Source organism: Mycobacterium zoologicum (genome assembly GCF_020181635.2).
Classification (GTDB): Bacteria; Actinomycetota; Actinomycetes; order Mycobacteriales; family Mycobacteriaceae; genus Mycobacterium; species Mycobacterium zoologicum.
Genome location: NZ_JAYJJS010000007.1, coordinates 66,813 through 92,285, shown reverse-complemented (window position 1 = coordinate 92,285; position 25,473 = coordinate 66,813). Strand labels below are relative to the sequence as shown.

The window sequence follows — 25,473 nt, the reverse complement described above, 5'->3', positions numbered from 1 at the left end:
GGACACCATGGCAATTCGCGTCGCCCAGATCGGTACCGGAAACGTCGGCGTCCACGCCCTCAAAGCGTTGATCACCAACCCCGACTACGAACTCACCGCGGTATGGGTGTCCTCGGACGCCAAGGCCGGCAAGGACGCGGGACAGCTGGCCGGGCTTGACGTCTCGACCGGAATAACGGCCACGACCGACCTGGATGCGGTGCTGGCAACCCGACCGGAGTGCGTGGTCTACACCGCGCTGGCCGACAACCGGCTGATGGAGGCGCTGGAGGATTTCCGGCGCATCCTGGCCGCCGGCGTCAACGTGGTCGGCAGCAGCGCGGTGTTCCTGCAGTACCCGTGGCAGGTGCTCCCGCCGGAGATGCTGTCCCCGATCGAAGCTGCTGCGCAGCAAGGCGGTTCGAGCCTCTTCATCAATGGCATCGACCCGGGATTCGCCAACGACCTGCTGCCGCTGGCATTGGCCGGCAACTGCCAGAGCATCCAGCAGATCCGCTGCATGGAGGTCGTCGACTACGCCACCTATGACAGCGCCGCCGTCATGTTCGACGTGATGGGGTTCGGCAAGCCCATCGACGAGATCCCGATGCTGCTGCAGCCCGGTGTGCTCAGCCTGGCCTGGGGCTCGGTGGTGCGCCAGTTGGCGGCCGGGCTGGGCATCGAGCTGGACGAGGTGGTCGAGATCTACGAACGCGAGCCAGCGCCCGAGGACTTCGAGATCGCGTCGGGCCACATCGCCAAAGGCACTGCCGCGGCGCTGCATTTCGAGGTGCGCGGCATGCTCGACGGACAACCGGCCGTGGTGCTCGAACACGTCACCCGGCTACGCGACGATCTGTGCCCCGAGTGGCCCCAACCGGCGCAGCCCGGCGGCTCCTACCGGGTCGTGGTGACCGGCGAGCCGTCGTATTCGCTGGATCTGTGCCTGTCGAGTCCCAACGGCGACCACAACCATGCCGGGCTGGTGGCCACCGCGATGCGGGTGGTCAACGCCATTCCGGCGGTCGTCGCGGCGCAACCCGGCATCCGGACCACCCTGGACCTGCCGCTGATCACCGGGCGGGGGCTTTACGCTCGACCCTGATGACACATGGGGACACGTCGAGTAGGCGAGGCTGGTATCTGCTCGGCCCCGCATTCGTCGCCGCCATCGCCTACGTCGACCCGGGAAACGTCGCCGCCAACGTCAGCGCCGGCGCCAAGTTCGGCTACCTGCTGGTCTGGGTGATCGTCTGCGCCAACGTTATGGCCGCCCTGGTGCAGTACCTCGCGGCCAAGCTGGGCCTGGTGACCGGTCTGTCGTTACCCGAGGTGGTCGGCATCAAGACCCGCCGGCCGACCCGGATCGCCTACTGGTTGCAGGCCGAATTGGTGGCTGTGGCAACCGATCTCGCCGAGGTGGTGGGTGGCGCCATCGCCTTGAGGCTGATCTTCGGCTTACCCCTGGTGCTCGGCGGGCTCATCACCGGAGTGGTGTCGATCGGCCTGCTGCTGATCGGCGACCGGAACGGGCCGCGGACCTTCGAGCGGACCGCGACCGGGCTGCTGGCGATCATCGCGATCGGGTTCCTGGCCAGCCTGGTGGTCGAACCGCCGCCGGTCACCCACGTCGCCGCCGGCCTGCTGCCGCGGTTCGACGGCGCCGAGAGCGTGCTGCTGACCACCGCGATCCTGGGCGCCACCGTCATGCCGCACGCGGTGTACCTGCACTCCGGTCTGGCCCGGGACCGTCACGGGCAACCGGCGCCCGGCCCGGCGCGGCAGCGACTGCTGCGGGTGACCCGCTGGGACGTCGGCCTGGCGATGCTGGTGGCCGGTGCGGTGAACCTGGCCATGCTGGTGGTGGCCGCGGCGCATCTGGCCGGCTTCGACGGCACCGACTCGATCGAGGGCGCACACGCGGCGATCGGTGACGCGCTGGGTCCGACCATCGCGCTGCTGTTCGCGATCGGCCTGCTGGCCTCCGGCCTGGCGTCGACCTCGGTGGGCGCCCACGCCGGAGCGATGATCATGGCGGGCCTGCTGCGGGTATCGGTCCCGATGCTGGCACGCCGGCTGATCACCCTGCTTCCGGCGCTGGCGATCCTGGCGACCGGGATCGACCCCACCCGGGCACTGGTGATCTCCCAGGTGGTGCTGTCGTTCGGCATCCCGTTCGCATTGGTGCCGCTGGTCCATCTGACCGGCGACCGGGAACTGATGGGTGACGACGCCAACCGGCCGCTGACCACGGTTCTCGGCTGGACCGTGACGGTGGTCATCGCGGCGCTGAACGCCGTACTGATCTACCTGACGGTGAGTTAGGCAGTCACGCTCTCGCGCGCCTTGGCCTTCTCCTCGTAGTACGTGGCGCGCTCGTCGACCATCTTCATGAAGCCGATGACCTGCTCACGCGCCTCTTCGCCCTTGGGACCGAAGTCGTTGCGCTCGTTGATCTTCCAGAACCGCAGCACCGGCTGGATGACGTCGTCGTGGTGGATGCGCAGGTCGTAAATGCCGGCCTTGGCGATCATGAGGGCGTTCTCCTGGAAGCCGGGCATACCCATACCGGGCATCGCGAAGCCGAGCACCTCGTCGCGGATCGCGCACATCGCGTCGTCGGGCGAGATGTCCAGCGCGGCCTGCATCAGGTTGCGGTAGAACACCATGTGCAGGTTCTCGTCGAGGGCCACCCGCGCCAGCAGCTGGTCGGCGATGGGGCAGCCCGACGCCTTACCGGTGTTGCGGTGCGACACCCGGGTGGCGAGCTCCTGGAACGAGACGTAGGCCAGGACCCCCAACGCCGACTTGCCGCCGGCGTCGTACCCGGCGATGGTGTGCTGCATCCGCATCTGCTCGAGGTTCACCGGGTCGATACCGCGGGTGACGATCAGGTAGTCGCGCAGCGCGATGCTGTGGCGGCCCTCCTCGGCGGTCCACTGGCCCACCCAGCTGCCCCAGGCACCGTCCCGGCTGAACGTGGTGGCGATCTCACGGTGGTAGGACGGCAGGTTGTCCTCGGTCAGGAGGTTGACCAGCATGGCGGCCTTGGCGACCGGATCCAGCGGCGAGTCCTCGGGAACCCAGTCCTCCCCGCCCAGGAAGGCGAAGTCGCGGCCCTTGCTCCACGGCACGTAGTCGTGCGGGAGCCAGGGCTTGGCGGCCTTGAGGTGGCGGTTGAGGTTCTGCTCGACTATCGGCTCCAGCTCGTGCAGCAGCGCCGTCTGGACATTGGTCATGCTTTGCTCCATCTCGTATCGACATGGGCGTCGATTGGCCCCCCGTCGGCCAAACCTACGGTTCCGTAGGTTCGGCCCACGTTAAACGTCCCCCTTCACGCTTGTCAATAGCGCAAATTACCTGGCCGCACGGTATTCAGGGTGCGTTTTGCAGCCATGGCCTGCAAATAGACAGCATGTCAGTCGCGTTCGGCGGCCACCCGCGCGCGTTCCCGCATCGAGGCCACCACTCCCCCGTCGGCCAGAAGGTCCGCGCCGTGCAGGTAGCTGCACTTGTCGCCGGCACAGAAGGCGAACAGCTCGGCCATCTCCTCAGCGGTGCCCCATCGCGGGATCACCGCGTCGGGCATCATCGCGCCCACCCCGGCCTCCGCTTCGCGTCGGCCCAGTTCGGTGTCGATGTTGCCCGGTGACACCGAGACGATGCGCAGGCCGCGACTGCCGAATCGTTCGGACTGCGACTCGGTGTACCACTTCACGAAAGCCTTGCTGACGGTGTAGGAGAAACCCGACCGCATCTTTTCGGGGGCGTGGTTGCAGTGCGCCGTCATCGCGGCTACGAAGGCGTCGGCGTCGCTGCACGCCAGCGGGAACTGCGCGGTGGGGATGATCTTGTCGGGCAGCAGGTACGCCGACATCGAGGCCACGTTGACGATCACCGCGCCTTCGCCGGCGACGGCGTAGAACGCTTCGTCGACGACGATGGTGCCGTAGGCGTTGGTCCGCATGACGAATTCGGCGTCGCCCGTGCTCGGGCCGATGCCCGCGGTGTGAAACACCGACGCCAGCGTCCCGACACCGGCGGCGACCACGAACAGCTCGGTCACCGCGTCGCGGTCGGTGACATCGCAGTTGACGACGATCGAGGTGATACCTAGGTCTTTGAGCTCGGCCTGCGCCGAGTCGAGCTGCTGTGCACGGACATCGCACAACACCACCGGGTGATCGCGTCCGATGACCTTGGCCGTCGCCAGACCCATGCCGCCCGCACCGCCGGTGATCACCGATACTGAAGCCATCACTGGACCGTATACGGCCGCGTCGCCGCGCGGGCTTACCGGGTGAGACGAGGAATCGACATGACCGATCTGACGGGCAAAGTGGCGCTGGTGACCGGTGCGTCATCGGGGCTGGGCGCCGCCGTGGCCCAGCTGTTCGCCCGGCGTGGGGCGACGGTGTTCGGGCTGGCCCGCGACGCCGACCGGCTGGCCACGGTCTTCGCCGACGTGCCCGGCGGCCACTACGCCCCCACCGACATCGGCACGGCCGAGGCCTGTGCGGCGGCCGTGCAGCAGTGCGTCGAGAAGTTCGGCCGGCTCGACGTCCTGGCCAACGTCGCCGGCGCCCACCAGATGCGCCACACCCTGGCCGTCACCGACGACGAGTGGGCCCACGATCTGGCGGTCAACCTCAACGGACCGTTCTTCCTGTGCCGCGCCGCGTTGCCGCACCTGCTGGAGACGGCCGGCAACATCGTCAACGTCGCCTCGATCGCCGGGGTGGAGGGCCAGGCCTATTCGGCGGGCTACTGCGCGGCCAAGCACGGTCTGGTCGGACTTACCCGGTCGCTGGCCGTCGAGTTCACCGCGGAGAAGCTCCGGGTCAATGCCGTGTGCCCGGGCGGGATGCTGACCCCGCAGGTGACGAACTTCCAGCTGCCCGAGGGCGCCGACGTCAACCTGATCATGCGGGTGGCCTCGCCGCGCGGCATGAGCTCACCGGCCGACGTCGCCGAGGTCATCGTGTTCCTGGCCAGCGACGCCGCGGCCGCGGTGCACGGTGCGGTGTATATGACCGACAACGGGAAGACGGCCGGATAGGGTGCGACCGCGTTCACCCGGCCCGACACACACCAGCCACAGCAGCACCCCGAGCAGCAGCCACTCCGGGGCATAGAACAGGTTGCTCAGGAAATCCCACCAGCCCGGATACTTCTGCGCCAGGTCCGGTCCGACGACGGTGATCAGCGCGCCGATCATCACTGCCGCCAGCACAGCCGAGGCCAGCCGGGTCACCACGCCGAGCATCAGCGCCGCCCCGCCGAGCAACTCCGCCACTGCGGTGGCCGGGGCGATCACCTGTGAGCCGGCAATCCCCAGATCGGCGAACATCCTGGTGAATTGGTCCAGCGCCCTGAGCTTGCCCACCGCGCCGCTGAAGAACATGAACCCGACGGTCAGCCGAAGCACCACGTTCGGCAGCCAGCTGAGCCTGTTCAGTCCGGAGGCGATGCGCCGGTAACTGGTCATTTCCGGCAAGTAGAGCACACACTGGCCAACGGGGACACCAATGTGCCGGCGATCGAAAGGAACCTTCCATGACCGGTTCGGCCGAACACCGACCGCCGATTCCACCGTTCGATCTGGACGGCGCACTCCAGAAGGTGCAAGCCGCCGAGGACGCCTGGAACAGCCGCGACCCGCACACCGTCAGCCTGGCCTACACCCCGGATTCGGTGTGGCGCAACCGCGACCAGTTCATCACCGGGCGTGCGGCGATAGTCGACTTCCTCACCGCCAAGTGGGAACGCGAACTCGACTACGCACTTCGCAAGAGCCTGTGGGGGTTCCGCGGGAACCGCATCGCCGTCCGGTTCCAGTACGAGTCCCGCGACGCCGCCGGACAGTGGTACCGCAGCTACGGCAACGAACTCTGGGAGTTCGACGACCACGGGCTGATGCGCCGCCGCGAGGCCAGCATCAACGATGTGCCCATCGAGGCCACCGACCGGCGCTACTTCGGGCCCCGGCCGGAGTCAGAACGCGGGCAGGACATCGGGTTGCAGTGAGGCGGACGGCGCCGGTCAGCGCAGCGGCAGGCCGGTCAGGGCTCGCGCGATCACCAGCCGCTGGATCTCGCTGGTGCCCTCGAAGATGGTGAAGATCTTCGAATCGCGGTGCATCCGCTCGACCGGGTAGTCGCGGGTGTAGCCGTTGCCGCCGAGGATCTGGATCGCCTCATCGGTGACGTACACGGCGGTCTCGCTGGCGAACAGCTTGGCCATCGAGCCCTCCGCGTTGTCGAAGGCCTTGTTGTTGCGGCCCATCCAGCCGGCCCGCCACACCAGCAGCCGGGCGGCGTCGATGCGGCTCTTCATGTCGGCCAGCTTGAACGCCACCGCCTGGAACTCGCCGATCTTGCGACCGAACTGCTCACGCTGGCAGGCATATTCGAGGGCGTACTCGTAGGCGGCGCGGGCCACCCCGACCGCCATCGCCCCGACAGTGGGCCGGGTGCGCTCGAAGGTCTTCATCGCCGCCTGTCCGCCGGCCGACGCGCCGGATTTCACGCGGGCGACGCGGTCCTCGAATTTCTCCCGGCCGCCGAGGATCATCTCCTCGGGCAGCCGCACGTTGTCCAGGACGATCTCGGCGGTGTGCGAGGCCCGGATGCCGTGCTTCTTGAACTTCTGGCCCTGCGACATGCCCGGCGTCCCGGGCGGGATGACGAAACTGGCCTGCCCGCGCGAGCCCAGCTCGGGATAGACCGAGGCGACCAAGATGTGCACGTTCGCGATTCCGCCGTTGGTGGCCCAGGTTTTGGTGCCGCCCAGCACCCATTCCCGGGTCGCCTCATCGAAGCGGGCCCGAGTGCGGATCGCGCCGACGTCCGAGCCGGCATCAGGTTCCGAAGAGCAGAAGGCGCCGAGTTTGGGATCATCGGCGGTGCCGAACATCTCCGGCAGCCACTGCCCCAGCTGTTCGGGGGTTCCGTTGCCCGCCAGGGCCGCTGCCGCCAATCCGGTGCCCAGGATCGACAGCGCGATGCCGGCGTCACCCCAGAACAGCTCCTCGAACACCGTCAACATGCCGATTCCGCTGGGCTCGGCGGCCTGCGTGACGAACAGTTCGGGTGAGTACAGGCCGACCTTGGCCGCCTCCTGAATGATGGGCCACGGCGTCTCCTCGCGCTCATCCCATTCGGCGGCGGCGGGGCGAACGACGTCGGCGGCGAACTGGTGCACCCAGTCGCGCACCTCGATCACGTCATCACTGAGCTCTACCGAGAACGTCATGTTTCTCCTGGGAATCCGGGGACGGCTTTGAAAGTCAGCCGGCTCGATTGTGGCATCCCGTTCTTGTCATGCACCACGGCCACCACCGATGATGTGCCGCGGCATCGACGACGAGTTCCACGTTCTCGGGGATCTCGATCCAGACCACCAACCACGCGTTGGCGGTCAACGCCTTGCGCGACGAGCACCAGGGCATCGGTCCGTTCATCGTGGGATCGGCCCGCCCGGTGGTCGCGTCCGGCCCGGTAACCGTTGCCCCCCGGCCGGTTTCAGCGCTGGCCGGCCGGGCCAGTCTGGTGGGTGCGTTGTCGGTGCCGCAGGGTTGGTCGGCGGTGGAGACGTCGGTGACGCCCGCTCCGGCCGGCACCGGAACTCCGGCGCCGGCGCTGTCGTCGGCATTGCCCCCGGGGGTGTTCGGCGAGGCGATGCTGGGCACGCTGGCAGGGCGTGGGGCCAACAACGCGGCGGCGAAACGGCGGCGCCCCAGCGTCATTCCCCGATCGCCGGCAGCCGGCTGAGGCATGCCAGATGACGAACAGCGGCAGATTCGCCGGCATCGTGTCAGCCGGCCGCCGCGGCCTCGCGGGTGATCTGCTCGAACTGCGCCCCCATGGCCTCGGCCAGCGCGGTGGCCGCCGACAGCGGCCGCACCATCACCATGAAGTCGTCGATCTTGCCGTCGGCATCGACATGCAGGAAATCGCATCCGGTGAGCCGCTTTCCGGCCACCGTGGCCTCGAACATCAGCGCATGGTCGCTTCCGGTCGGGTCGCCGATCTCCCGGATGTAGCGGAAGTCCTCGAAAACGCGCATCACCGCGCGCAGGATGGCCGCGGTGATCGGCTTGCCCGGATAAGGCTTGAACGCCACCGGACTGGTGAACACCACATCCTCGGAGAGCAACGCCTCGATGGCCGCGGCGTCACGGGCTTCGACGGCTTGCCGGAACGGGTGCATGTGACGCCTCCGTGGAGTTGACGGGATCAGCGTGAGTTGCTGGCCAATACCGTAGACGCACCATCGGCCGCCGCACCCGAAACCCGCGGACGCAGCACCTGCACCGCAGCCACCGGGCCGGCATCGGCGTCGGCGTCCTCGGGCTCGGCGGCACGCCACTTCTCCGGAAGCAGTTGCGGGGCCACCGCTATCCCCAGGACGGCGGCGCCCGTCGCGCCCAGGGCCTGCGCCCAACCCAGCGGGCCGATCGGGACGCAGCCGAGGAACTGGCTGATCCCGGGCACGCTGATCATCGCCGCGAACGCCGCGAACGACCCGGCGGCGGTGAGCCACACCAGCGGCGCATGCGAATCCACCAGGGTTTGGGCGAGTTCGGTGCTGACCAGGGTGATCAACGCGACCGTCGCCGCGCGCTGCGGACCGCCCATCACACCGGTGAGGCGAGCCATCCCCCACGCGGCACTGGCCGCCGCCCCGGTGATGGCGCCGCGGACCACGACCTCGCGCATCAGGCTGCGTTCGTCGATACCGTGCACCACCCGCTGCGCCGGGCCGGCCGGACTGCTGACCGCGACGGCGGTGGCCGGCAGCGCGTCGGTCAGCATGTTCATCAGCAGCAGCTGACGGTTGTTCAGCGGCGAGCTGCCGGTCAGCGCGGTGCCGACGACGCCGAAGATCACCTCGCCGACGTTGCCGCCGAGCAGTCCGGTGACGGCCAGCTGCACCCCGCGCCACAGCCGCCGGCCCTCGTCGATGGCGTCCACCAGGGCGCCGATCCGGCCGTCGGTCAACACGATGTCCGCGGTCGTGTGCGCCGAGTCGCTGCCGCGGGCGACGACCCCGAGTCCGACGCTGGCCGCCCGGATCGCCGCCGCGTCGTTGGCGCCGTCGCCGACCATGGCGCACACCGTTCCGCTGCGCTCCAGGGTCTGCACCACCTGCACCTTGTTCTCCGGTGACATCCGGGCGAAGATCACCCGCTCGGCCACCGCCCGCTCCTGCTGCTTGCGCGAGCACGCGTTCCATTCCGCGCCGGTGATGACCTGATCGGGCCTGACCGGCACGCCCAGTTCAGCGGCGATGGCGGTTGCGGTGACGGGGTGATCCCCGGTGATCAGCCGGATGCCGACGCCGCGCTCGGCCAGCGCGGCCAGCAGTTGCGGTGCCTCGGCGCGCGGGGTGTCGGCGATGCCCAGGAACCCGATCAGCGACAGACCTTCCGCACACAGTCCGGTGATGGCATCCGGGTCGTCCCGCAGCACCTTCCGCTGTGCGGCGGTGAGGCGGCGCTGGGCGACTGCGATCACCCGCAGCCCGTCGGCGGCCAGCGCGGCCACCGTGTCATGGGGGTTGGGACCCAGCCCCGCGCAGGCTGCCAGCACCACTTCCGGGGCGCCCTTGACCATCAGGTCATTGCCCGACGCCGACGCCGAGAACGCCCGGCCGGAACGGAACGGCAGGTGCGCATCCGTCGTCGTCCACAGCGGTACCCCACCGGAGATGCCGGCGGCCGCTTCGGTGACGGCCTGGTCGGTGGCGTGCGCCTGCACTACGCCTTCCGGCGCGGGGGCGGCGTTGGCCGCGGCGCGCAACACGTCGTCGTCGGAGTGCCCCGCCACCGGATGCACCCGGGTGACCCGGAGCCGGTTCTCGCTGAGCGTGCCGGTCTTGTCGAAGCAGACCACCTCGACGCGGCCCAGCGCCTCCACCGACCGCGGGATGCGGACCAGCGCGCCGGTGCCGGTGAGGCGTTGCGCCGAGGCGTGCTGGGCCAGGGTCGCTATCAGCGGCATGCCCTCCGGGACGGCGGCCACCGCAACGGCGATCGCATTGCCCAGCGCCAGCTTCAGGCCGCCGCCGCGCAGCATCCCCAGCACCCCCACCATCGCCCCGCCGGCCGCGCTGGCCGGGAAGGCGCGGGCCATCAGCCGGCTCAGTTGGTGCTGCAAGCCCACCACCGGCAGATCCCCAGCAGCCAGCTCGGCGGCGCGACGGGCCTGGGAGTCGGCGCCGACGGCGGTGACCACCGCGACCGCGGTACCGGCGACGACCGTCGTTCCGGCGTAGAGCATGCAGCTGCGGTCGGCCAGTTCGGCGCCGGACGCCACGGCCTCGATCTGCTTGTCCACCGACAGGGATTCACCGGTGAGCGAGGACTCGTCGATTTCCAGATCGGTGGCCTCGATCAGCCGGGCGTCGGCCGGAACGACCTCGTTGCTGCGGATCTCGATCACCGTGCCGGGCAGCAACCGGTCGGCGACGACGTCCACGTAGGACCCGGCGGCGACGGTGCGCGCCGGCGGGGTCTGCTGGGCCAGCAGCCGGTTGAGCCGGTTCTCGGCCTGCAGCTGCTGACCGGCGGCGAGCATGCAGTTGCCCACCAGCACGGTGCTGACCATCAGCGCATCGATCGGCGAGCCCAGCATGGCGGTGGCCGTCGAGCACAGCGCCAGCACCGGCATCAGCGGATCGGACAGTTCGGTGCGCACGGCCTTGGCGAACTGCCACAGCATGCTCGGCGGTGCTGCTGCTTCGGCGGCCATCGCACCGGCGTCGGGAGCCGGCAGCATGGCGCGGACCTCCTCAACCGGCATGGCGTGCCAGTCGTAGTTCGGCGCCGGGCGCGGTTGCGGGGTGCGGGCCACCTGACGGGCCAGCAGGTATCCCGACACCAGTCCGGCCGCAGCGCCTGCGGTGATCGGGCCGGTGCTGCTGTTGCGCCGGCCCCCCGGGAACCCGCGAACGCCGGGAACCATCAGCAGCGCGCCGAGCGCCGATGCGCCGGTCGAGATCGAGATGCCGCGTTCGGTGGCGGCGCGGGCCGCAGGCAGTGCGTGCAGCACCCGCCAGACGCCGGCCAGGTCGGGCAGCAGTAGGTCGGCCTCAAAAGGAGGACGCACGGCGGTCTCTTCAGTGTCCTCGAAGTCCGGCACGATCCCCACACCGACGTCGGCCGAGCACAGTGCCTGCGCCGCGGTCGCAGACACCACGGCCACGGTGCGCCCGGCCTGCTGCAGGCCGGTCAGTGCGGCGGCCAGCGCGTCGTCAAAGCCTTCGTCCACCGGCGCGAGTTCCTCGAACGCCGGCCGCAGCTCGCCGAGCTCGGGGACATCCAGGGTGATCAGTTGCACGCCGGCCGCCCTGGCCTCCCCGAGCAGGGCTGCCGCCAGCGGGTGGTGCCCGCCGGCCCGGCAGAACAGCCGCGGGTCGAGCAGCACCGCGTCGATGCGGTCGAGCCGGCGTAGTCCCTCGGAGTTCAGTGGCAGCGCCGAGTGCTGTTCGACCAATGAGCGGCTCAGGGTCGCGGCGAACGATTCGGTGGTGATGCGCATGGCCTTGGGGGCGGTCACGATGGTCGCGGTCGCGGCCATGGTGACGTTGCGGGTGATGACGCCGACCAGGCCGGTGCCGAGCAACTGTGCGTAGCCTGTCCGCCGACCGTGCCGGGCGGCGGGCCCTTCGGGCAGCGGCACCGGGCGCGACGGCAGGACCAGTTCGGGCTGGTCGGCGTGCCGGGCCAGCAGCGGCTCGTGACGGCTCCAGGCCTGCGCCGCGGCCTCGACCTCGGCGGCTTTGACACCCTGCAGCGCCAGGTCCACCGCAAGGTTGGCCGGCGACAGCATGGCGATGCGCGCCCCGACGGAGATCACCGAGAGCACCGTGTCGGCGGGCCCGGTACCGATCTTGTCGGCCAGCCCCCGGCGCAACCACGGCTGGTAGTTGGCGAACGTCGCCACCGCGTCCACGGCGATCGGCGCCTGCGGCAGCCGCAGCGCCCACCCGGCGACCGCGACGGCCAGCCCGGCCGCGTGGGCGCCGACCATCACTCCTCGGGCCACCAGCAGCAAGCCGTCACCGGGCAGGCTGACGGGTGCGCTGCCGCCACCACCGCGGTGCAGGCGTTCGGTGTCGTCGATCAGGCCGCACAGGTCTTTGAGCGCGACGTCGTCGGCAAGCTCCACCACCACCCGCGACAGCTGCCGGTTGATACGCGCCTTGACCACACCGGGCTGGGCGAGCAGGGCATCGAGCACCCGCTGCCCGAGTTCGGTGCCGTCGGCGTCGGCCAGCCCACGCACCTCGATCCACGCGCGTTGCTCGCCGCGCCAGCAGCGCCGAGTCAGCGACGCGGTGGTGGCCTCACCGGAGAGCAGGCGGGCACCTCGGAGCAACAGCGATATCGGGTTCAAGGCAGCTACCAATCGTGCGATCTGGCGGCAGGTGGTGGACCTGCACGACGGAAACCGCAATTCTGGCCGATACTTTGATGTTTACGCAACTATGTGAATGTATTGTTCGCCGAATCCGGCCATCGAGGGTGGGTCAAAATGAGTACCGAGATGGCGAAACCAGAAGAACGGCTACCCGAAGATGAACCCACCCGCCCCCAGCTCTCCTCGGCTGCCAGCACGTTCGGGCTGCTGAGCAGTCCGGCCCGTCTGCACGTCATGTGGCTGGCCGCCCAGGGTGGCTACGACGTGACGACGCTGGCCGAGCGCGCCGGTATCAACATCGCCACCATGAGCCAGCACCTGACCAAACTGCGGCTGGCCGGGCTGATCAGCGCGCGCAAAGAAGGGCGCCACCACATCTATACCGTCGACGACCCGCATATCGTGGCGCTGCTGGCGCAGATCTTCGCCCATATCGCCCCGGACGGCACCCTGGCACCGGACCCGCCGAGAAGCACTACCGAGTGACGCCGGTCACGGACCAAAGTCCCCAGATGTCGTGATCGCCAACACTTCTCGGTTTTTCACAGCGGGCGACTGGATTACGTTCTCCAGCTATGAAAGATCCCGTACTCGTACTGCCTGCCCTCGCGGTAATCATCGGACTGCTCATCTTCGGATTCCTGGCCCTTGAGGTCGTGTTCCACCTGGGCTGAACAGCACCGCCGTCATCAAGGTCTGCACCCGGGACCGCTGTTCGTCGGTGTCGTCGAAGTTGACCAGGCGTCCGATATCGACGACGAGTGCCAGCGCGGCGTGCACGCGGAACACCGCTTCGGTCTCTCCTGATCCGACCTGGGTGACCAGGTGCGCCCATTCGTTGACGTTCTGGCGCTGCAATCCGCGCAACTCGGTGCGGTCGCGTTCGGGCAGGTTGGCGAACTCGGCGAAGTAGATGTTGATCAGGTCCGGCGCGGCGAACGACAGCGCGGTATAGCGCTCGGCGATGCCGATGGCCGCCTGCCGCGGGCTGCTGGCCTCGGCCAGCGCATCGGTGATGGCGTGCAGCACCCGGTCGCCGGCGCGATGGAAGGCGGTGGCCAGCAGCGCGGCCTTGCTCGGGTAGTAGCGGTAGGCGCTGGAGCCGGTCAGACCCGCCGCGGTGCCGACCTCCTCCATGCTCACCTCGTAGAAGCCCCGCTGCCCGAACATCCGGATCGCCTCGGCCAGAAGGCGTTCGCGCTTGGAGGTGCTCGGCAACCCGCGCGGCGCCCGCCGCGGCGCCGGACCCGAGGCGGGCGCCGGCAGCTCGGCGTGCAGCACCGACCGGCACAGCTCACCGAGCAGCTCGGCAAGTGCGGCGGCGGACAACCGGGTTCGGTGCGCGGAGATGCTGCCGATGACGCTCAGCGTGGCCGCGGCCAGGGTCGCGGTGTCGGCAACGGGCAGCTCGGGCCGCAGCGCCGCCAGCGGTTCGGCGATGGCGGCGTTGAGCGCGTCGTAACTGGCGCGGATGCGCCTTCGGTCCGGCGGTTGCAGATACCGCCGCTCCCACCGATAGAACGCGCCCTCGCCGCGTTTGCCGATGGTGGTCTCGATCAGCGCGCCGGTAATGGCGCGCAACCGTTCGGCCGGCGGCCGGTCCGGGTCGTCGGCGACGCGGGCCGCGGTCACCAGCGCCTCCACCGTGTATTCGGCGGTGGCGACCAGCAGCGCGTACTTGTTCGCGAAGTGCCGGTAGAGCGCCGGTCCGGAGATGCCGACCTCGGCGGCGATCTCGTCGACACCGACCGCGTGATAGCCGCGCTCGCTGAACGCGCGGGCCGCGGCCCGCACGATCTGGGCCTTGCGGTCCTTGGGGCGGCGCTGTACGGCGGTCGTGGCCACTTTCACCCCCTGGAAGTTGACAGCTCGCTACGACGCCCTAATGTTAACCACAATTTACGTTTCTGATCATCGGAGGCTGACCATGGCCGCAGACCCTGCGACCCCAAAGTTCACCGCCACCCGCGACGGCCGCGTCCTGCGAGTGACCCTGACCAACCCGCAGCGGCTCAACGCGATCGACTACGCCACCATGGCGGGGCTCGGCGACACCGTCACCGCAGCGGCCGACGACGCGGACGTGCGGGCCATCGTGATCACCGGCGAAGGCAAGGCGTTCTGCACCGGCGCCGACCTGTCCGCCATGTCGGGCGGGATCGGCCCCGAGGAGGTGATGGACTGCGCCAGCCGGCTGGTCACCGCGATCGCCGAGACTCCGGTGCCGGTGATCGCGCGGATCAACGGACCGGCCGCCGGCGTCGGCGTCGGCATCGCCCTGGCCGCCGACCTGGTCTACGCCGCCGAGAGCGCCTATTTCCTGTTGTCGTTCACCAACATCGGCCTGATGCCCGACGGTGGCACCACCGCCCTGATAGCCGCCGCTGCCGGACGCGCCGTGGCCAACGAGATGGCACTGCTCGGCGAACGCCTGCCGGCGACAGCCGCCCGGGACGCCGGTCTGATCAACGCGGTGCTCACCGAGTCCGAGCTGGACGACCGGGTCGACATGGCAGCCGAGAAGCTGGCCCGCGGGCCGCGGCGGGCCATCGAGCTGACCAAGCGGGCACTCAACGCCACCAACCTCGTCGCACTCGCGGACGCACTGGCCCGCGAGAAGGCCGGCCAGGTGGAGCTGCTGGGTTCCCCGGACTTCTTCGAAGGTGCGGCGGCCATGCTGCAGAAGCGCAAGGCGGTGTTCTCCTGATGACCGCTCAACCACTGCGTTCGCGTCGCAACCACTGGATGAACCAGGTGGCGATCCACGCCGAGATGCGTCCCGAGGCCGTCGCCTTCCGCTGCCGTGGCACCGACACCACCTGGCGCCAGCTGCACGATCGCTCGCAGTGCCTGGCCTCAGCGCTGTTCCGCCGCGGCATCGGTTTCGGTGACCGGGTGCTGATCGTGATGCTCAACCACACCGAGTACGTCGAGGCGACGCTGGCGATCAACGCCCTGGGTGCCATCGCCGTGCCGGTCAACTTCCGGCTGACCGACCCCGAGCTCCGCTACATCGTCTCCGACAGCGGCGCCAAGGGCGTCATCACCGACCAGCTGCTGGCGCCGCTGATCGACGCGGTCCGCAAGAACTCGCCCGGGCTCGACATCGCCGTGGTGCTCGGCGACGACTACGAGTCGCTGATCGCCGAGTCCGGGGCACCGCATCCGGGCGCCGATGTCCCCGAGGACACCCCGGCGCTGATCATGTACACCTCCGGGACCACGGGAAGTCCCAAGGGCGCCATCCTGTCCCACTCGAACCTGCACGCCCAGTCACTGACCTGCATCCAGGCCCTGCACACCAGCCCGGACAGCGTGTACTTCTGCGCCGCACCGATGTTCCACATCGCCGGGCTGGGCAGCATCGCACCCAACCTGCTGCTGGGCACCAAGACCGTCATCCACCCGCTCGGAGCGTTCAACGCTGCGGACACCCTCGACGCCTGGGAGAGCGAACGGGCCACCTCGGTGTTCCTGGTCCCGGCACAGTGGCAGCTGATCTGCGCCGATCCGACTGTGCGGCAACGGGATCTGGCGCTGGAGGTGATCAGCTGGGGCGCGGCACCCGCGTCGGACACAGTGCTGCGTGCCATGGCCGAGACGTTCCCGGATGCCCTCAACGTCGCGGTGTTCGGCCAGACCGAGATGTCGCCGATCACCTGCGTGCTCAACGGCGCCGATGCGATCCGCAGGCTCGGTTCGGTGGGCAAGGTGATCCCGACGATCGCCGCGAGGGTGGTCGACGACGAGATGAACGACGTGGCGCCCGGCGAGATCGGCGAGATCGTCTACCGCGGGCCGACCATGATGCAGGGTTACTGGAACAAGCCCGACGCCACCGCAGAGGCGTTCGCCGGCGGCTGGTTCCACTCCGGTGACTTGGTGCGCGTCGATGACGAGGGATTCGTCTACGTCGTCGACCGCAAGAAGGACATGATCATCTCCGGTGGCGAGAACATCTACTGCGCCGAGGTGGAGAACGCGCTCTTCGAGCATCCGATGATCCGCGAGGCGGCAGTGATCGGGCGGGCGCACGACAAATGGGGCGAGGTCCCGGTGGCTATCATTGCCACCGTTGCCGCCGAGGCGCCGCTGACGCTGGACGACCTCGAACCCTTCCTCAATAACCGGCTGGCCCGCTACAAGCACCCGAAGGAGCTTGTGCTGGTGGACGACCTACCGCGCAACGCCAGCGGCAAGGTGGTCAAGCATCAGTTGCGCAAGACGTACGGCTGAGCTGCAACAGGTAGCGTCGGGCACATGGGCCTGGTCTTTTCCAGCACCGTCGAGGCGCCCCGCGAGGAAGTGTTCGCGTGGCATGAGAGGCCAGGGGCGTTCGCCCGTCTGAGCCCGCCATGGCAGTCGATGCGGCTGGTCACCGAAGCCGCTTCGCTGCGCGACGGCACAGCCGTACTGGCTCTCCCGGGTGGGCTTCGCTGGATCGCCGAACACCAACCCGACGGCTATGACCCGCCCCGGCGTTTTCTCGACACGCTCGGGGGCCAAGGCCTGGCGTCGCTACCGGCGCGGCTGGTGGGGAGCTGGCAGCACACCCACGACTTCGACGATCTCGGTGACGGAAGGACACGGGTGATCGACCGGGTCGACACCGCTGTTCCCGCGGCACTGCTGCGGCCGATGTTCGCCTATCGGCATCGCCAGCTCGCCGATGACCTTGCGGCGCACCGGCGCGCCGCAGAACACGGTGTGGCGCCCATGACCGTGGCCGTCACCGGATCGTCGGGGCTGGTGGGTTCGGCGTTGACGGCGTTCTTGAGCACCGGGGGCCATCGGGTGATCCGGCTGGTGCGAGGCGCCGCAGCCAATCCCGGTGAGCGGCAGTGGAATCCCGACGACCCGGATCGTGATCTGTTGACCGGCGTCGATGCGGTGATCCACCTGGCCGGTGCGTCGATCGCGGGACGCTTCACCAGCGATCATCGGCGTGCCATCGGTGACAGCAGAATCGGGCCGACCCGCAGACTCGCCGAGTTGATCGGCCGGAGCGACGAGCGGCCCGCCGCACTGATCTGCGCCTCAGCCGTCGGCTACTACGGCTACGACCGGGGCGACGAGCTCCTCACCGAGGACAGCGAGCGCGGTGACGGGTTCCTCGCCGACGTCGTCGCCGACTGGGAGGCTTCGCTTTCCGCGGCAGAGCAATCCGGCACGCGTGTGGTCCGGGTACGCACCGGCATCGTGCAATCACCACGCGGCGGAACGCTGCGGCTGATGCGGCCGCTGTTCTCCGCCGGGCTCGGTGGTCGACTCGGCGACGGCCGGCAGTGGCTGTCGTGGATCGGGATCGACGACTTGATCGACATCTATCACCGAGCGCTATGGGATGCCCGGCTTACCGGGGCCGTGAATGCGGTCACACCGAACCCTGCGCGTAACAGCGACTACACCCACACCCTTGGACAGGTGCTGCACCGACCTACTCTGCTGCCCGTCCCTTCACTCGGGCCACGACTGCTGCTCGGTGAACAGGGCGCTCGGGAACTGGCCTGCGCGAGTCAGCGAGTGCTGCCGGGGCGGCTGCACGATGTGGATCATCGGTTCCGGATGCCCGAACTCGAACCCCTGCTACGCCACCTGCTAGGCCGTGACCCGACCGTCGGCGGTACGACCGGCGCTACCTCCGGCGATTGAGTATCGCGATGTGGCCACACAGCACGGTGGCGAAGGCGCACCACAACGGATACAGCGCCAGCGGCAGGGCGCGCCCGCCTTCGACATCGACCGCCCGGCGGGTCAGGTCGACGCTGCTCGCGGTCAGAGCGGCACTGAGAAACGTCGACGACCCGAAGCGACGCCGGTTGAAGAACAGCCACGACCAGCCGGCGTTGAGCGCGAGATTGATCAACAGCGCGGCCTGATACGCCGCGCGCTTCTTGTTCTCGCCCTGGGCGTTCAATCGATCGATGGTGGCTGCCGAGACGACCGCGACGTCGGCGTAGAGCGCGGGCCAAACCACCGGGAAGACTTGGCGGGGCGGTTGATACGCAGGCTTTCGCAGCCGCTGATACCAACCGCTTTCGACCTCCGGTGTGGTCGCGGCGGCCCCGCTGACCGCAGTGACGGCGACTGCGGCGCCGGTACCGAGCAGAGTGGTCAGACGCACGTTCCCACCTCTCATTCATTAACTGAATTATTCATTCATTGAATGATACCGGCGCAGCGCCTCCGCACGCTCGTCGCGATGATCCACCATCGGCGCCGGGTAATCCCCCGGCCGGGTCCCCTTCGCCAGGTGGGGGTCTTCGACATCGGCCAACTCCGGAACCCAGCGGCGCACGTAACCGCCGTCGGGGTCGAACTTGGCGCCCTGCAGCGTCGGGTTGAAGACGCGGAAGTACGGCGCCGCATCGGTGCCGCATCCCGCGGCCCACTGCCAGCCATGCTGATTGTTGGCCATATCGCCGTCGACCAACTGATCCAAGAACCAGCGCGCTCCCCACTGCCAGGGCAGGTGCAGATCTTTGACCAGAAACGACGCCGCGATCATCCGCACCCGGTTGTGCATGAATCCGGTGGTGCTCAGTTCACGCATCCCGGCATCGACGATCGGAAAGCCGGTCTGCCCGGTCTTCCACCGCTCGAACCGACGTTTCGCCTCGGCATCGGTATCGGTCTGGATCGAGTCGAAATCCTGATTCCAGTTCGCCCAGGCACTGCGCGGCCAGTGATGCAGCACCGCCGCATAGAAGTCCCGAAAAGCCAACTGCCGCAAGTACGCCGCCCGACCGGGACAGCGCGCATCAAGGTCGACTGCCATGGTGCGCGGATGGATGTTGCCGAATTTCAGGTAAGCCGACATCCGGCTGCCGCCGTCGCGATCGGGTCGGTCACGGTCCGACTCGTAGCGATCCGATCGAGCCTCCACGAAAGCTCGCCAGTGCTGCAGTGCCGCGGGCTCCCCGGCGGGCAACTCGAGGTCGACACCGAGGTCGGGGATCTCCGCCGGATCGCAACCGGGCACCTCTGACGGATCGATCCACCGCGCGGATTCGGGGCCGGAGGAGGCAGGCCGTCGCCAGCCGTGTTCGCGCCACCGCCGAAAGAACGGAGTGAACACGCGATACGGGCTGCCGTCGTCTTTCACGACGCGCCCGGGCGAGACCAGGTAGGGCGAACCGGTGGACACCAGCGGCACGCCACCGAGAGCAATCTGCACCTGCTGGTCGCGCCGCTGCCCGAATGGAGTGAAATCACCCGACACATGCACCGCCGAGGCGGCGATCTCCCGGGCGAGCTGCGGGATCCGCTGGTGCGCCGGCCCGCGGGTGATCAGCAGCCGGCCACCGAGATCATCACGCAGTTGCCGCAGGCAGTCACCGAGGAACTGCAGTCGGCGCTGACCCGATGACGCCTGTAACCGTGGATCCAGCACGAAGCAGGCCAGGACTTCGGGGTCATCGGCCACCGCAGCCGACAGTGCCGGCAGATCACCGACTCGCAGGTCGCGGCGAAACCACAGCAAGGTCGGCATCTGACCATCCTGCCTGCGGACGGGTTGCTGCGGGTGGGCTACGAAGTGGGGGGTGTGATCTCCAAGCCGATGTGAACCTTGTCGATGCCACCCCGCACGATCGAGTGCGGTACGAACCACCACGCATGCCACCAGTAGCGTTTGACGACCGCGTCGTAGACCCGCCGGGTCTCGCTCTTGGGCAACACTCGGGCCACCGCTTCGACCGGCTCACCTTTCGGGGCGCCCAGCGCGCCGCACTTCTGGATGGTCACCCGCGGGGTGTTGCGGATCCGCTTGGTCTTCCACGAACCATCGTCGGTGATCACCAGCAGTTTGTCGCCCTCGGGTGCTCCCCACACCGCGGTCGGCTTGGCCCTGCCGTCCTTGGTGAACGTGGTCAGCAGCAGATATTTTTCCCGGGACACCTCGGAGAACGTCGGCACGGCGCCAGGATAGCCGCGCACCGCCGACGGCGCATCGCGACGCTGATCGCCGAGCAACGGTTCAGGTCAGGTCCAACTCGGCGCGGAAATCTCGCATGGCCGCGATGAGGGCGCCGAACACCCGGTGGGCGGTCTCCAGGTCGGCATCGGAGAGGTTCGCCATCGCCCGATGAGTGTGGTTGTGCAGCGGGGTGAAGAAGGCGCTGGCGGTATCCAAGCCTCGTTGGGCATAACGCAATACGACCTTGCGACGATCTGACTCGTGCGCCTCGCGGCGGACGTGACCCGACTCGATCAGCCGATCGACCAGATACGTGGTGCCGGCACCGGACAGCCCCATCCGTTGGCCGAGTTCACCCGGGGTGATCGGCTTGCCGGCCGTCTCGGCGACCATGATGTGCAGCAGGGCGCGAAAATCGTTGGCGCGCACGTCTTGAGATCCGGCGAAACGCTGCCCGATCTGCTCGGCCTCGGCGGTCAACTCCCGCAGATCGGCTGCTATCAGTGACTCCAGCGCGCCTCGGCCACCGGCATCCTCATTCGGCTTCATGGTGCCGGCGGCAGCCGCAGCGCGCCGGGCGCCCCGTCCGGCACGGTCGGGTGAAGCGGTGCTACCGCCGCGATGCGCCGATACGGCCGGCCCAGCGGAGGGCGAGAATCGGGCTCACCGTTGTTGGGCCACAACGCCATCGCCCGTTCGGCTTGCGCGGTGATGGTGAACGAGGGATTCACGCCCAGGTTGGCGGTGATCGCCGAACCGTCGACGACGTGGATGCCGGGGTGTCCGTAGGCCCGCTGATAGGGGTCGATGACTCCGGTCTGCGCCGAATCGCCGATCGGACAACCGCCGATGAAGTGCGCCGTCAACGGGATGTTGAGCGCATCGAGGTAGGTGCCCCCGGCCATCCCGCCGACCTTTTCGGCCATCCGGCGCGCCACATCGTGGGCCGTCGGGATCCAGTCCGGATTGGGTTCGCCCACACCCTGTTTCGCCGTCATACGAGTGCCGAACAGGCCACGGCGGCGGTAGGTGGTCAGCGAGTTGTCCAGCGACTGCATCACCAGCACGATGATCGAGTGCGACGAGGCGTTGCGCGGGAACATGCTGTGCAGCAACATCACCGGATGCCGTGCGATGGTCAGCATCAGCCGGGCGAAACGCCACGGTCCGCCGTCGACCAGATGGGTGCCCATCATCGACAGCAGGTTGGATCCCTTGCCGTAGCGGCATACCTCGACATGGGTGTTGGCCTCGGGGTGGATCGACGAGGTGATCGCCACGCCTTGGGCGAAGTCGTCACGGTCGGGCGCGAACACCACCGGCACCTCTTCGGAATTGGTGCGGGTCAGCTCCCCCAGCCGCGGCGAGAGGTTCGGCAGTGATCCGGTGTCGCGCAGCTTGTGCAGCAGCCGCTGGGTGCCCAGCGAGGCCGCGGCGAACACCACCTGGCCCGCGGTGAAGTCCCGCTTGCGCTTGCGCAGCCAGCGGCCGGTGCGCACCGTGCTGACCAGGTAGCCGTCGCCGTCGGGGCGCACATCGGTGACCATCGTCAGCGGATGGATCTCGGCGCCGGCGTGTTCGGCCAGATACAGGTAGTTGGTCTCGGTGGTGTTCTTGGCGTTGTGCGGGCAGCCGGTGAAGCACTGCGCACACCCGATGCAGCCGGCGCGGTCGGGGCCGGCGCCGCCGAAGAACGGATCCGGGACTGTCTTGCCCGGCTCGTCACCGAAGAACACCCCGACGTTGGTGGGGTGATAGGTGTGCTCGACGCCCAGGTCGCGGGCGACCGCCAGCAACACCTCGTCGGCCGGGGTGGTGTGCGGGGTGGGGGTCACCCCGAGCATCCGGCGGGCCTGCTCGTAATACGGTGCGAGTTCGGAGCGCCAGTCGGTGATGTGTGCCCACTGCGGGTCGGTGTAGAACCGCTCCAACGGCTCGTAGAGGGTGTTGCCGTAGATCAGAGATCCGCCGCCGACGCCGACCGCGCTGGCGATGAAGGTCTTGCCCAGCACGGTCAGCCGTTGCGGGCCGTAGCAGCCCAGTTTCGGCGCCCACATGGCCTTGCGGACATGCCAGTTGTTCGGCGGGAAGTCGGTGGGCGCCCAGCGCCGGCCCATGTCCAGCAGGCCTACCCGATAACCCTTCTCGGTCAGCCGCAGCGCGGCGACGCTGCCGCCGAACCCCGAACCGATCACCACAACGTCGTAGTCAAATGTCATTGGTCCTCAGTGATCTCGTGCCGGCACCAGCAGGGTCAGCGATACCGCCAGCAACAGACTGAGGCTGACGGCGTTGAGTATCGCGTCACGCGGGCCGTACATGTGCAACATGCCGATGTGATAGGTCAGGTGCAGCAGATTGAAGACCGACCAGGTGATTCCCGCGATCACGACGACGGCCCGGTTGCGCAGGTGGTACACCGCGAAGGCGCTGAGCACCCCGAGTGCCAGAAACATGCAGCCGACGTCCTTCACGAAATGCTCGTTGTAGGGGCCGAGAACCGGCAGCCAGTGCATGCCCATGCCGGGAAACGTGTTGTACCAGTTCTGCGGAGCGAGGTAGGCCCACACTCCCAGGCTCAGGCCCACGAGTGTCAGCAGGATCAGAACCGGGCGATGCACGATGAGATTCATGTGTCCTCCGGGGTGAGTGCGGCCAGCCAGTCGGCATACGTCTGGCGCCCCCTGGGGCCGGGATGTGTCGGCAGCAGTGCGCCGCCGGCCATGGCCTTGCCGGCCGCGCCCGGTAACCGAAGTGGAATCACGGGCCGGTGCCGACCGCGTCGACGGATCAACTGCCGGGCCATGTCGACAACCGATTCCACCCGCGGTCCGGCGAGTTCGGGTGCCATCTGCTGGGGATCGCCGGTGGCCAGGGTGCACAGGTGGGCGGCGACCTCACTGACGGCGATGGGCTGCGATCGCATCTTCGGCACCAGCGCGACCGGCCCGGGCACCTGCGCCAGGACCTGGGCGGCGAATTCGTGAAATTGGGCGGCCCGCAGGATCGTCCACGGAACTCCGCCGGCCTTCACCGTCTCCTCCTGGCACAGCTTGCCCTGGTAGTAGCCGGTGGGCGCCCGGTCGATGCCGATGATCGACAACGCGACATGGTGGCGCACTCCGCTCCGCCGTGCGGCGGCCAGCAGGTTGGCCGTCGCCGCGCCGAAGGAGGCCCGCGCCTTCTTGGCGTTCATGGTCGCGAAGTCGGTGACGTCGATGACGGCGTCGACGCCGTCGAGTGCTGCCTCAAGACCGGTGTTCTGCAGCAGATCGACCCCGTGTGAGCGGGCCAGGATCACCGGTTGGTGCCCCTGCGCGTCCAGCTGGGCGACGACCGGGCGTCCGGTTTTGCCCGTACCGCCGGCGACGGCGATCTTCATGGGTGTCCCTTCCCAGCGGGACCAGGGCCATTGCTGATGTGGCACCGCCGAACACGATTAACCTTCCCACTATGGCTGCCCGACGGGCCGTTGTCTGGAGGATTCATGACCGACCGCTTCGCCATCCCACCCGTAGACGTGTTGCGGGCCCGCGAGAAGCTGGTGCTCGATCATTTCCACGACGAGGTGCGCCAGGACTGGAACGACGTGCTGGCCACGTTCCCGCATCCGCACTACGAGATCGTCCCCACCCTGACCGTGCACGACGGCGACGCCGAGGTCCGCCAGTACTACCACGACACCCGGATCGCCTTCCCCAACCAGGACCACGAGATCATCGCGCTGCGGCACAGCGCCGACGCGGTGATCGTCGAGTTCTGGCTCCTCGGAACGCATTTGGGGCCGTTGGGCGGCATTCCGGCCACCGGGTCGCGGCATCGCACCCGGATGACGGCGTACTTCGTCTTCGACGAGGGTGAGCAGCTGGTCGCCGAGCGCATCTACTTCGACACCCTGTCCATGCTCAAGCAACTGATCGGCGGGCTCAACCTGCGCGACCCGCGCAACTGGCCGCTGGTGATCCGCGGGGTGCGGGGGCTGTTGGCGATGTCAGCCGAAGCCGACCCGCGGCTGGTGAACACGCCGCCGGCAGACCTGACCGACTCCCCGTAACCACGATCTCAGTCGTCGACCACCACGACGATTTTGCCGACGGCGTCCCCTGCTTCCATGACCCGATGCGCCTCGCGGATCTGGCCAAAGGAGAAGACATGCGTTGGCCTGGCATCCAGGCGACCGTCGCGGACCTTGTTCGCGATGTCCTGCAGCGGGACATCGGATAGCGCGAACCCGGGGGTTCCGAATACGAAGCTGCCGAAGAAGCTGAGGTTGACGCCGCTGGCCATCTGCAGCAGCGGGTTGAAGTCACCGATCGGATCCAATCCGCCGAGCCAGCCGGCCAGGCACGCCGTACCACCCCTACGCAGCATGTCCAAGGAGTCGAGGATCGTGCTGTTGCCCACCAGATCCAGCACGGCATCGATCTGCTTGGCCTCGGCGATGCGGGCACCCAGATCGGGAACCTCCAGTTCGGCGCGTTCGGCGCCCAGCGAGGTCAGCACGTCGAATCGTGTCCGGTTGCGCGTCGTGCCAATCACCCGAGCACCGGCTTCGGCAGCCAGTTTCACCGCGGCCTGACCGAACGACGATGTCGCCCCGCGAATCACGATGGTCTGCCCCGCAGTCAGGTTGAGGTTGCGGAACAGGCAGGTCCACGCGGTGGCATAGGTTTCCGGAAGTGCGGCCAACTGATCCCACGGCAGGTCTGATTCGATCAGCGCGACGTTGTCGGCGCGCACCCGGGTGAACTGCGCGTAGCTGCCGTTGATGGTGCGGCCAAGCCCACCCATCAGGGCCGCGACTTTGGCACCGACCTGAAACTCTCCCCCGGGGCAGGCGTCGACGATGCCGACGCATTCGATTCCGCTGACTTCTGCGGCCTCGGCCCATTCGCCGCGCCGCATGTGCATCTCGGCGTGGTTGATCCCGAATCCCTTGACCCTGATCACCACCTCACCGTGCTTGGGTCGCGGTTTGGGGATGTCGGCGTAGGCCAAGGCGTCCAATCCGCCGAAGCCGTCGAGCACGATGGCCCGCATGACGGGGCCGCCGCCGGCTTCTCGCACCACCGTGGGTTCGGTTGGGAAGTCCGCTTTCGATGTGGTAGCCATGGTCTCATCTCCGATGAATATCGTTGGTGTGTTCTATTT

25 protein-coding genes are annotated in these 25,473 nt (G+C 68.3%); 10 read left to right on the top strand and 15 right to left on the bottom strand.

Features of this window, described 5'->3' with window-relative positions:
- Positions 1–7: 7 nt before the first annotated feature.
- Positions 8–1,084, top strand: a complete 1,077-nt coding sequence (locus K6T84_RS08260) for an NAD(P)H-dependent amine dehydrogenase family protein (RefSeq protein WP_224864632.1) — start codon at positions 8–10, stop codon at positions 1,082–1,084.
- On the top strand, positions 1,084–2,304 hold the full coding sequence (locus tag K6T84_RS08255; RefSeq protein WP_224864631.1) for an Nramp family divalent metal transporter: 1,221 nt from the start codon (positions 1,084–1,086) through the stop codon (positions 2,302–2,304). The genes K6T84_RS08260 and K6T84_RS08255 overlap by 1 nt, the downstream gene beginning before the upstream one ends.
- On the opposite strand, the gene K6T84_RS08250 is transcribed toward K6T84_RS08255, so the two are convergent.
- Positions 2,301–3,218 carry an acyl-ACP desaturase gene (locus K6T84_RS08250; RefSeq protein WP_408066074.1) on the bottom strand — a complete coding sequence of 306 codons (918 nt, stop codon included), beginning with the start codon at positions 3,216–3,218 and terminating at the stop codon, positions 2,301–2,303. The two genes, K6T84_RS08255 and K6T84_RS08250, sit on opposite strands and share 4 nt — an antisense overlap.
- Before the next feature lie 179 nt (positions 3,219–3,397).
- Positions 3,398–4,237, bottom strand: a complete 840-nt coding sequence (locus tag K6T84_RS08245; RefSeq protein WP_224864629.1) for an SDR family oxidoreductase — start codon at positions 4,235–4,237, stop codon at positions 3,398–3,400.
- A gap of 60 nt (positions 4,238–4,297) precedes the next feature.
- Between K6T84_RS08245 and K6T84_RS08240 the strand changes: the two genes are divergently transcribed.
- Positions 4,298–5,038 carry an SDR family NAD(P)-dependent oxidoreductase gene (locus tag K6T84_RS08240; protein WP_225401543.1) on the top strand — a complete coding sequence of 247 codons (741 nt, stop codon included), beginning with the start codon at positions 4,298–4,300 and terminating at the stop codon, positions 5,036–5,038.
- Here K6T84_RS08240 and K6T84_RS08235 read toward each other — a convergent pair.
- Positions 4,934–5,467, bottom strand: a complete 534-nt coding sequence (locus K6T84_RS08235) for a DoxX family protein (protein ID WP_225401542.1) — start codon at positions 5,465–5,467, stop codon at positions 4,934–4,936. The genes K6T84_RS08240 and K6T84_RS08235 overlap by 105 nt on opposite strands.
- Positions 5,468–5,535: 68 nt before the next feature.
- On the opposite strand from K6T84_RS08235, the gene K6T84_RS08230 reads away from it, so the two are divergent.
- The gene (locus tag K6T84_RS08230) at positions 5,536–6,006 is read left to right on the top strand and encodes a nuclear transport factor 2 family protein (protein WP_225401541.1); all 471 of its coding nucleotides are present in this window, start codon (positions 5,536–5,538) and stop codon (positions 6,004–6,006) included.
- A 15-nt stretch (positions 6,007–6,021) separates the two neighbouring features.
- Here K6T84_RS08230 and K6T84_RS08225 read toward each other — a convergent pair whose 3' ends face one another.
- Positions 6,022–7,233, bottom strand: coding sequence for an acyl-CoA dehydrogenase family protein (locus K6T84_RS08225; RefSeq protein ID WP_225401540.1), 1,212 nt, complete (start codon positions 7,231–7,233; stop codon positions 6,022–6,024).
- 209 nt (positions 7,234–7,442) lie between these two features.
- Between K6T84_RS08225 and K6T84_RS23875 the strand changes: the two genes are divergently transcribed.
- The gene (locus K6T84_RS23875; protein WP_408066076.1) at positions 7,443–7,751 is read left to right on the top strand and encodes a PPE family protein, SVP subgroup; all 309 of its coding nucleotides are present in this window, start codon (positions 7,443–7,445) and stop codon (positions 7,749–7,751) included.
- A gap of 43 nt (positions 7,752–7,794) precedes the next feature.
- Here K6T84_RS23875 and K6T84_RS08215 read toward each other — a convergent pair whose 3' ends face one another.
- Both K6T84_RS08215 and K6T84_RS08210 read right to left on the bottom strand, forming a co-directional pair.
- Complete coding sequence (locus K6T84_RS08215; protein WP_225401539.1) at positions 7,795–8,190, bottom strand: nuclear transport factor 2 family protein; 396 nt, start codon at positions 8,188–8,190, stop codon at positions 7,795–7,797.
- A 26-nt stretch (positions 8,191–8,216) separates the two neighbouring features.
- On the bottom strand, positions 8,217–12,380 hold the full coding sequence (locus K6T84_RS08210) for a cation-translocating P-type ATPase (RefSeq protein WP_225401538.1): 4,164 nt from the start codon (positions 12,378–12,380) through the stop codon (positions 8,217–8,219).
- Positions 12,381–12,518: 138 nt separating this feature from the next.
- Here K6T84_RS08210 and K6T84_RS08205 point away from each other — a divergent pair, with 138 nt between their 5' ends.
- Complete coding sequence (locus K6T84_RS08205; RefSeq protein ID WP_224864622.1) at positions 12,519–12,890, top strand: ArsR/SmtB family transcription factor; 372 nt, start codon at positions 12,519–12,521, stop codon at positions 12,888–12,890.
- Positions 12,891–13,031: 141 nt separating this feature from the next.
- Here K6T84_RS08205 and K6T84_RS08200 read toward each other — a convergent pair whose 3' ends face one another.
- A complete protein-coding gene (locus tag K6T84_RS08200) occupies positions 13,032–14,249 on the bottom strand; it encodes a TetR/AcrR family transcriptional regulator (protein ID WP_225401537.1) in 1,218 nt (405 codons plus the stop codon).
- Positions 14,250–14,331: 82 nt separating this feature from the next.
- On the opposite strand from K6T84_RS08200, the gene K6T84_RS08195 reads away from it, so the two are divergent.
- From K6T84_RS08195 to K6T84_RS08185, 3 genes are read left to right on the top strand one after another with little or no spacing between them, the layout of a single operon-like run.
- A complete protein-coding gene (locus K6T84_RS08195; RefSeq protein ID WP_224864620.1) occupies positions 14,332–15,111 on the top strand; it encodes an enoyl-CoA hydratase-related protein in 780 nt (259 codons plus the stop codon).
- Positions 15,111–16,640, top strand: coding sequence for a fatty-acid--CoA ligase FadD5 (gene fadD5 / locus K6T84_RS08190; RefSeq protein WP_225401536.1), 1,530 nt, complete (start codon positions 15,111–15,113; stop codon positions 16,638–16,640). Before K6T84_RS08195 ends, fadD5 begins: the two co-directional genes overlap by 1 nt.
- A 24-nt stretch (positions 16,641–16,664) precedes the next feature.
- Positions 16,665–18,056 carry a TIGR01777 family oxidoreductase gene (locus tag K6T84_RS08185; RefSeq protein WP_225401535.1) on the top strand — a complete coding sequence of 464 codons (1,392 nt, stop codon included), beginning with the start codon at positions 16,665–16,667 and terminating at the stop codon, positions 18,054–18,056.
- On the opposite strand, the gene K6T84_RS08180 is transcribed toward K6T84_RS08185, so the two are convergent.
- The 7 genes from K6T84_RS08180 to K6T84_RS08150 form a co-directional block, all read right to left on the bottom strand.
- Complete coding sequence (locus K6T84_RS08180; RefSeq protein ID WP_225401534.1) at positions 18,040–18,528, bottom strand: TspO/MBR family protein; 489 nt, start codon at positions 18,526–18,528, stop codon at positions 18,040–18,042. The two genes, K6T84_RS08185 and K6T84_RS08180, sit on opposite strands and share 17 nt — an antisense overlap.
- A gap of 27 nt (positions 18,529–18,555) precedes the next feature.
- The gene (locus K6T84_RS08175) at positions 18,556–19,896 is read right to left on the bottom strand and encodes a cryptochrome/photolyase family protein (protein ID WP_225401533.1); all 1,341 of its coding nucleotides are present in this window, start codon (positions 19,894–19,896) and stop codon (positions 18,556–18,558) included.
- A 38-nt stretch (positions 19,897–19,934) separates the two neighbouring features.
- The gene (locus K6T84_RS08170; protein ID WP_225401532.1) at positions 19,935–20,321 is read right to left on the bottom strand and encodes a PPOX class F420-dependent oxidoreductase; all 387 of its coding nucleotides are present in this window, start codon (positions 20,319–20,321) and stop codon (positions 19,935–19,937) included.
- 61 nt (positions 20,322–20,382) lie between these two features.
- Positions 20,383–20,871, bottom strand: a complete 489-nt coding sequence (locus K6T84_RS08165) for a MarR family winged helix-turn-helix transcriptional regulator (RefSeq protein WP_225401531.1) — start codon at positions 20,869–20,871, stop codon at positions 20,383–20,385.
- Positions 20,868–22,541, bottom strand: coding sequence for a GMC oxidoreductase (locus K6T84_RS08160; RefSeq protein WP_225401530.1), 1,674 nt, complete (start codon positions 22,539–22,541; stop codon positions 20,868–20,870). Before K6T84_RS08160 ends, K6T84_RS08165 begins: the two co-directional genes overlap by 4 nt.
- 6 nt (positions 22,542–22,547) lie before the next feature.
- A complete protein-coding gene (locus K6T84_RS08155) occupies positions 22,548–22,955 on the bottom strand; it encodes a hypothetical protein (protein ID WP_225401529.1) in 408 nt (135 codons plus the stop codon).
- Positions 22,952–23,704, bottom strand: a complete 753-nt coding sequence (locus K6T84_RS08150; protein ID WP_225401528.1) for an SDR family oxidoreductase — start codon at positions 23,702–23,704, stop codon at positions 22,952–22,954. Before K6T84_RS08150 ends, K6T84_RS08155 begins: the two co-directional genes overlap by 4 nt.
- Before the next feature lie 105 nt (positions 23,705–23,809).
- Here K6T84_RS08150 and K6T84_RS08145 point away from each other — a divergent pair, with 105 nt between their 5' ends.
- Entirely contained in the window at positions 23,810–24,376 is a 567-nt protein-coding gene (locus K6T84_RS08145; RefSeq protein ID WP_225401527.1) for an ester cyclase, read from the top strand.
- Positions 24,377–24,384: 8 nt separating this feature from the next.
- Here the strand turns inward: K6T84_RS08145 and K6T84_RS08140 are convergent, their stop codons facing one another.
- A complete protein-coding gene (locus K6T84_RS08140; protein ID WP_225401526.1) occupies positions 24,385–25,434 on the bottom strand; it encodes a zinc-binding dehydrogenase in 1,050 nt (349 codons plus the stop codon).
- Positions 25,435–25,473 lie beyond the last annotated feature (39 nt).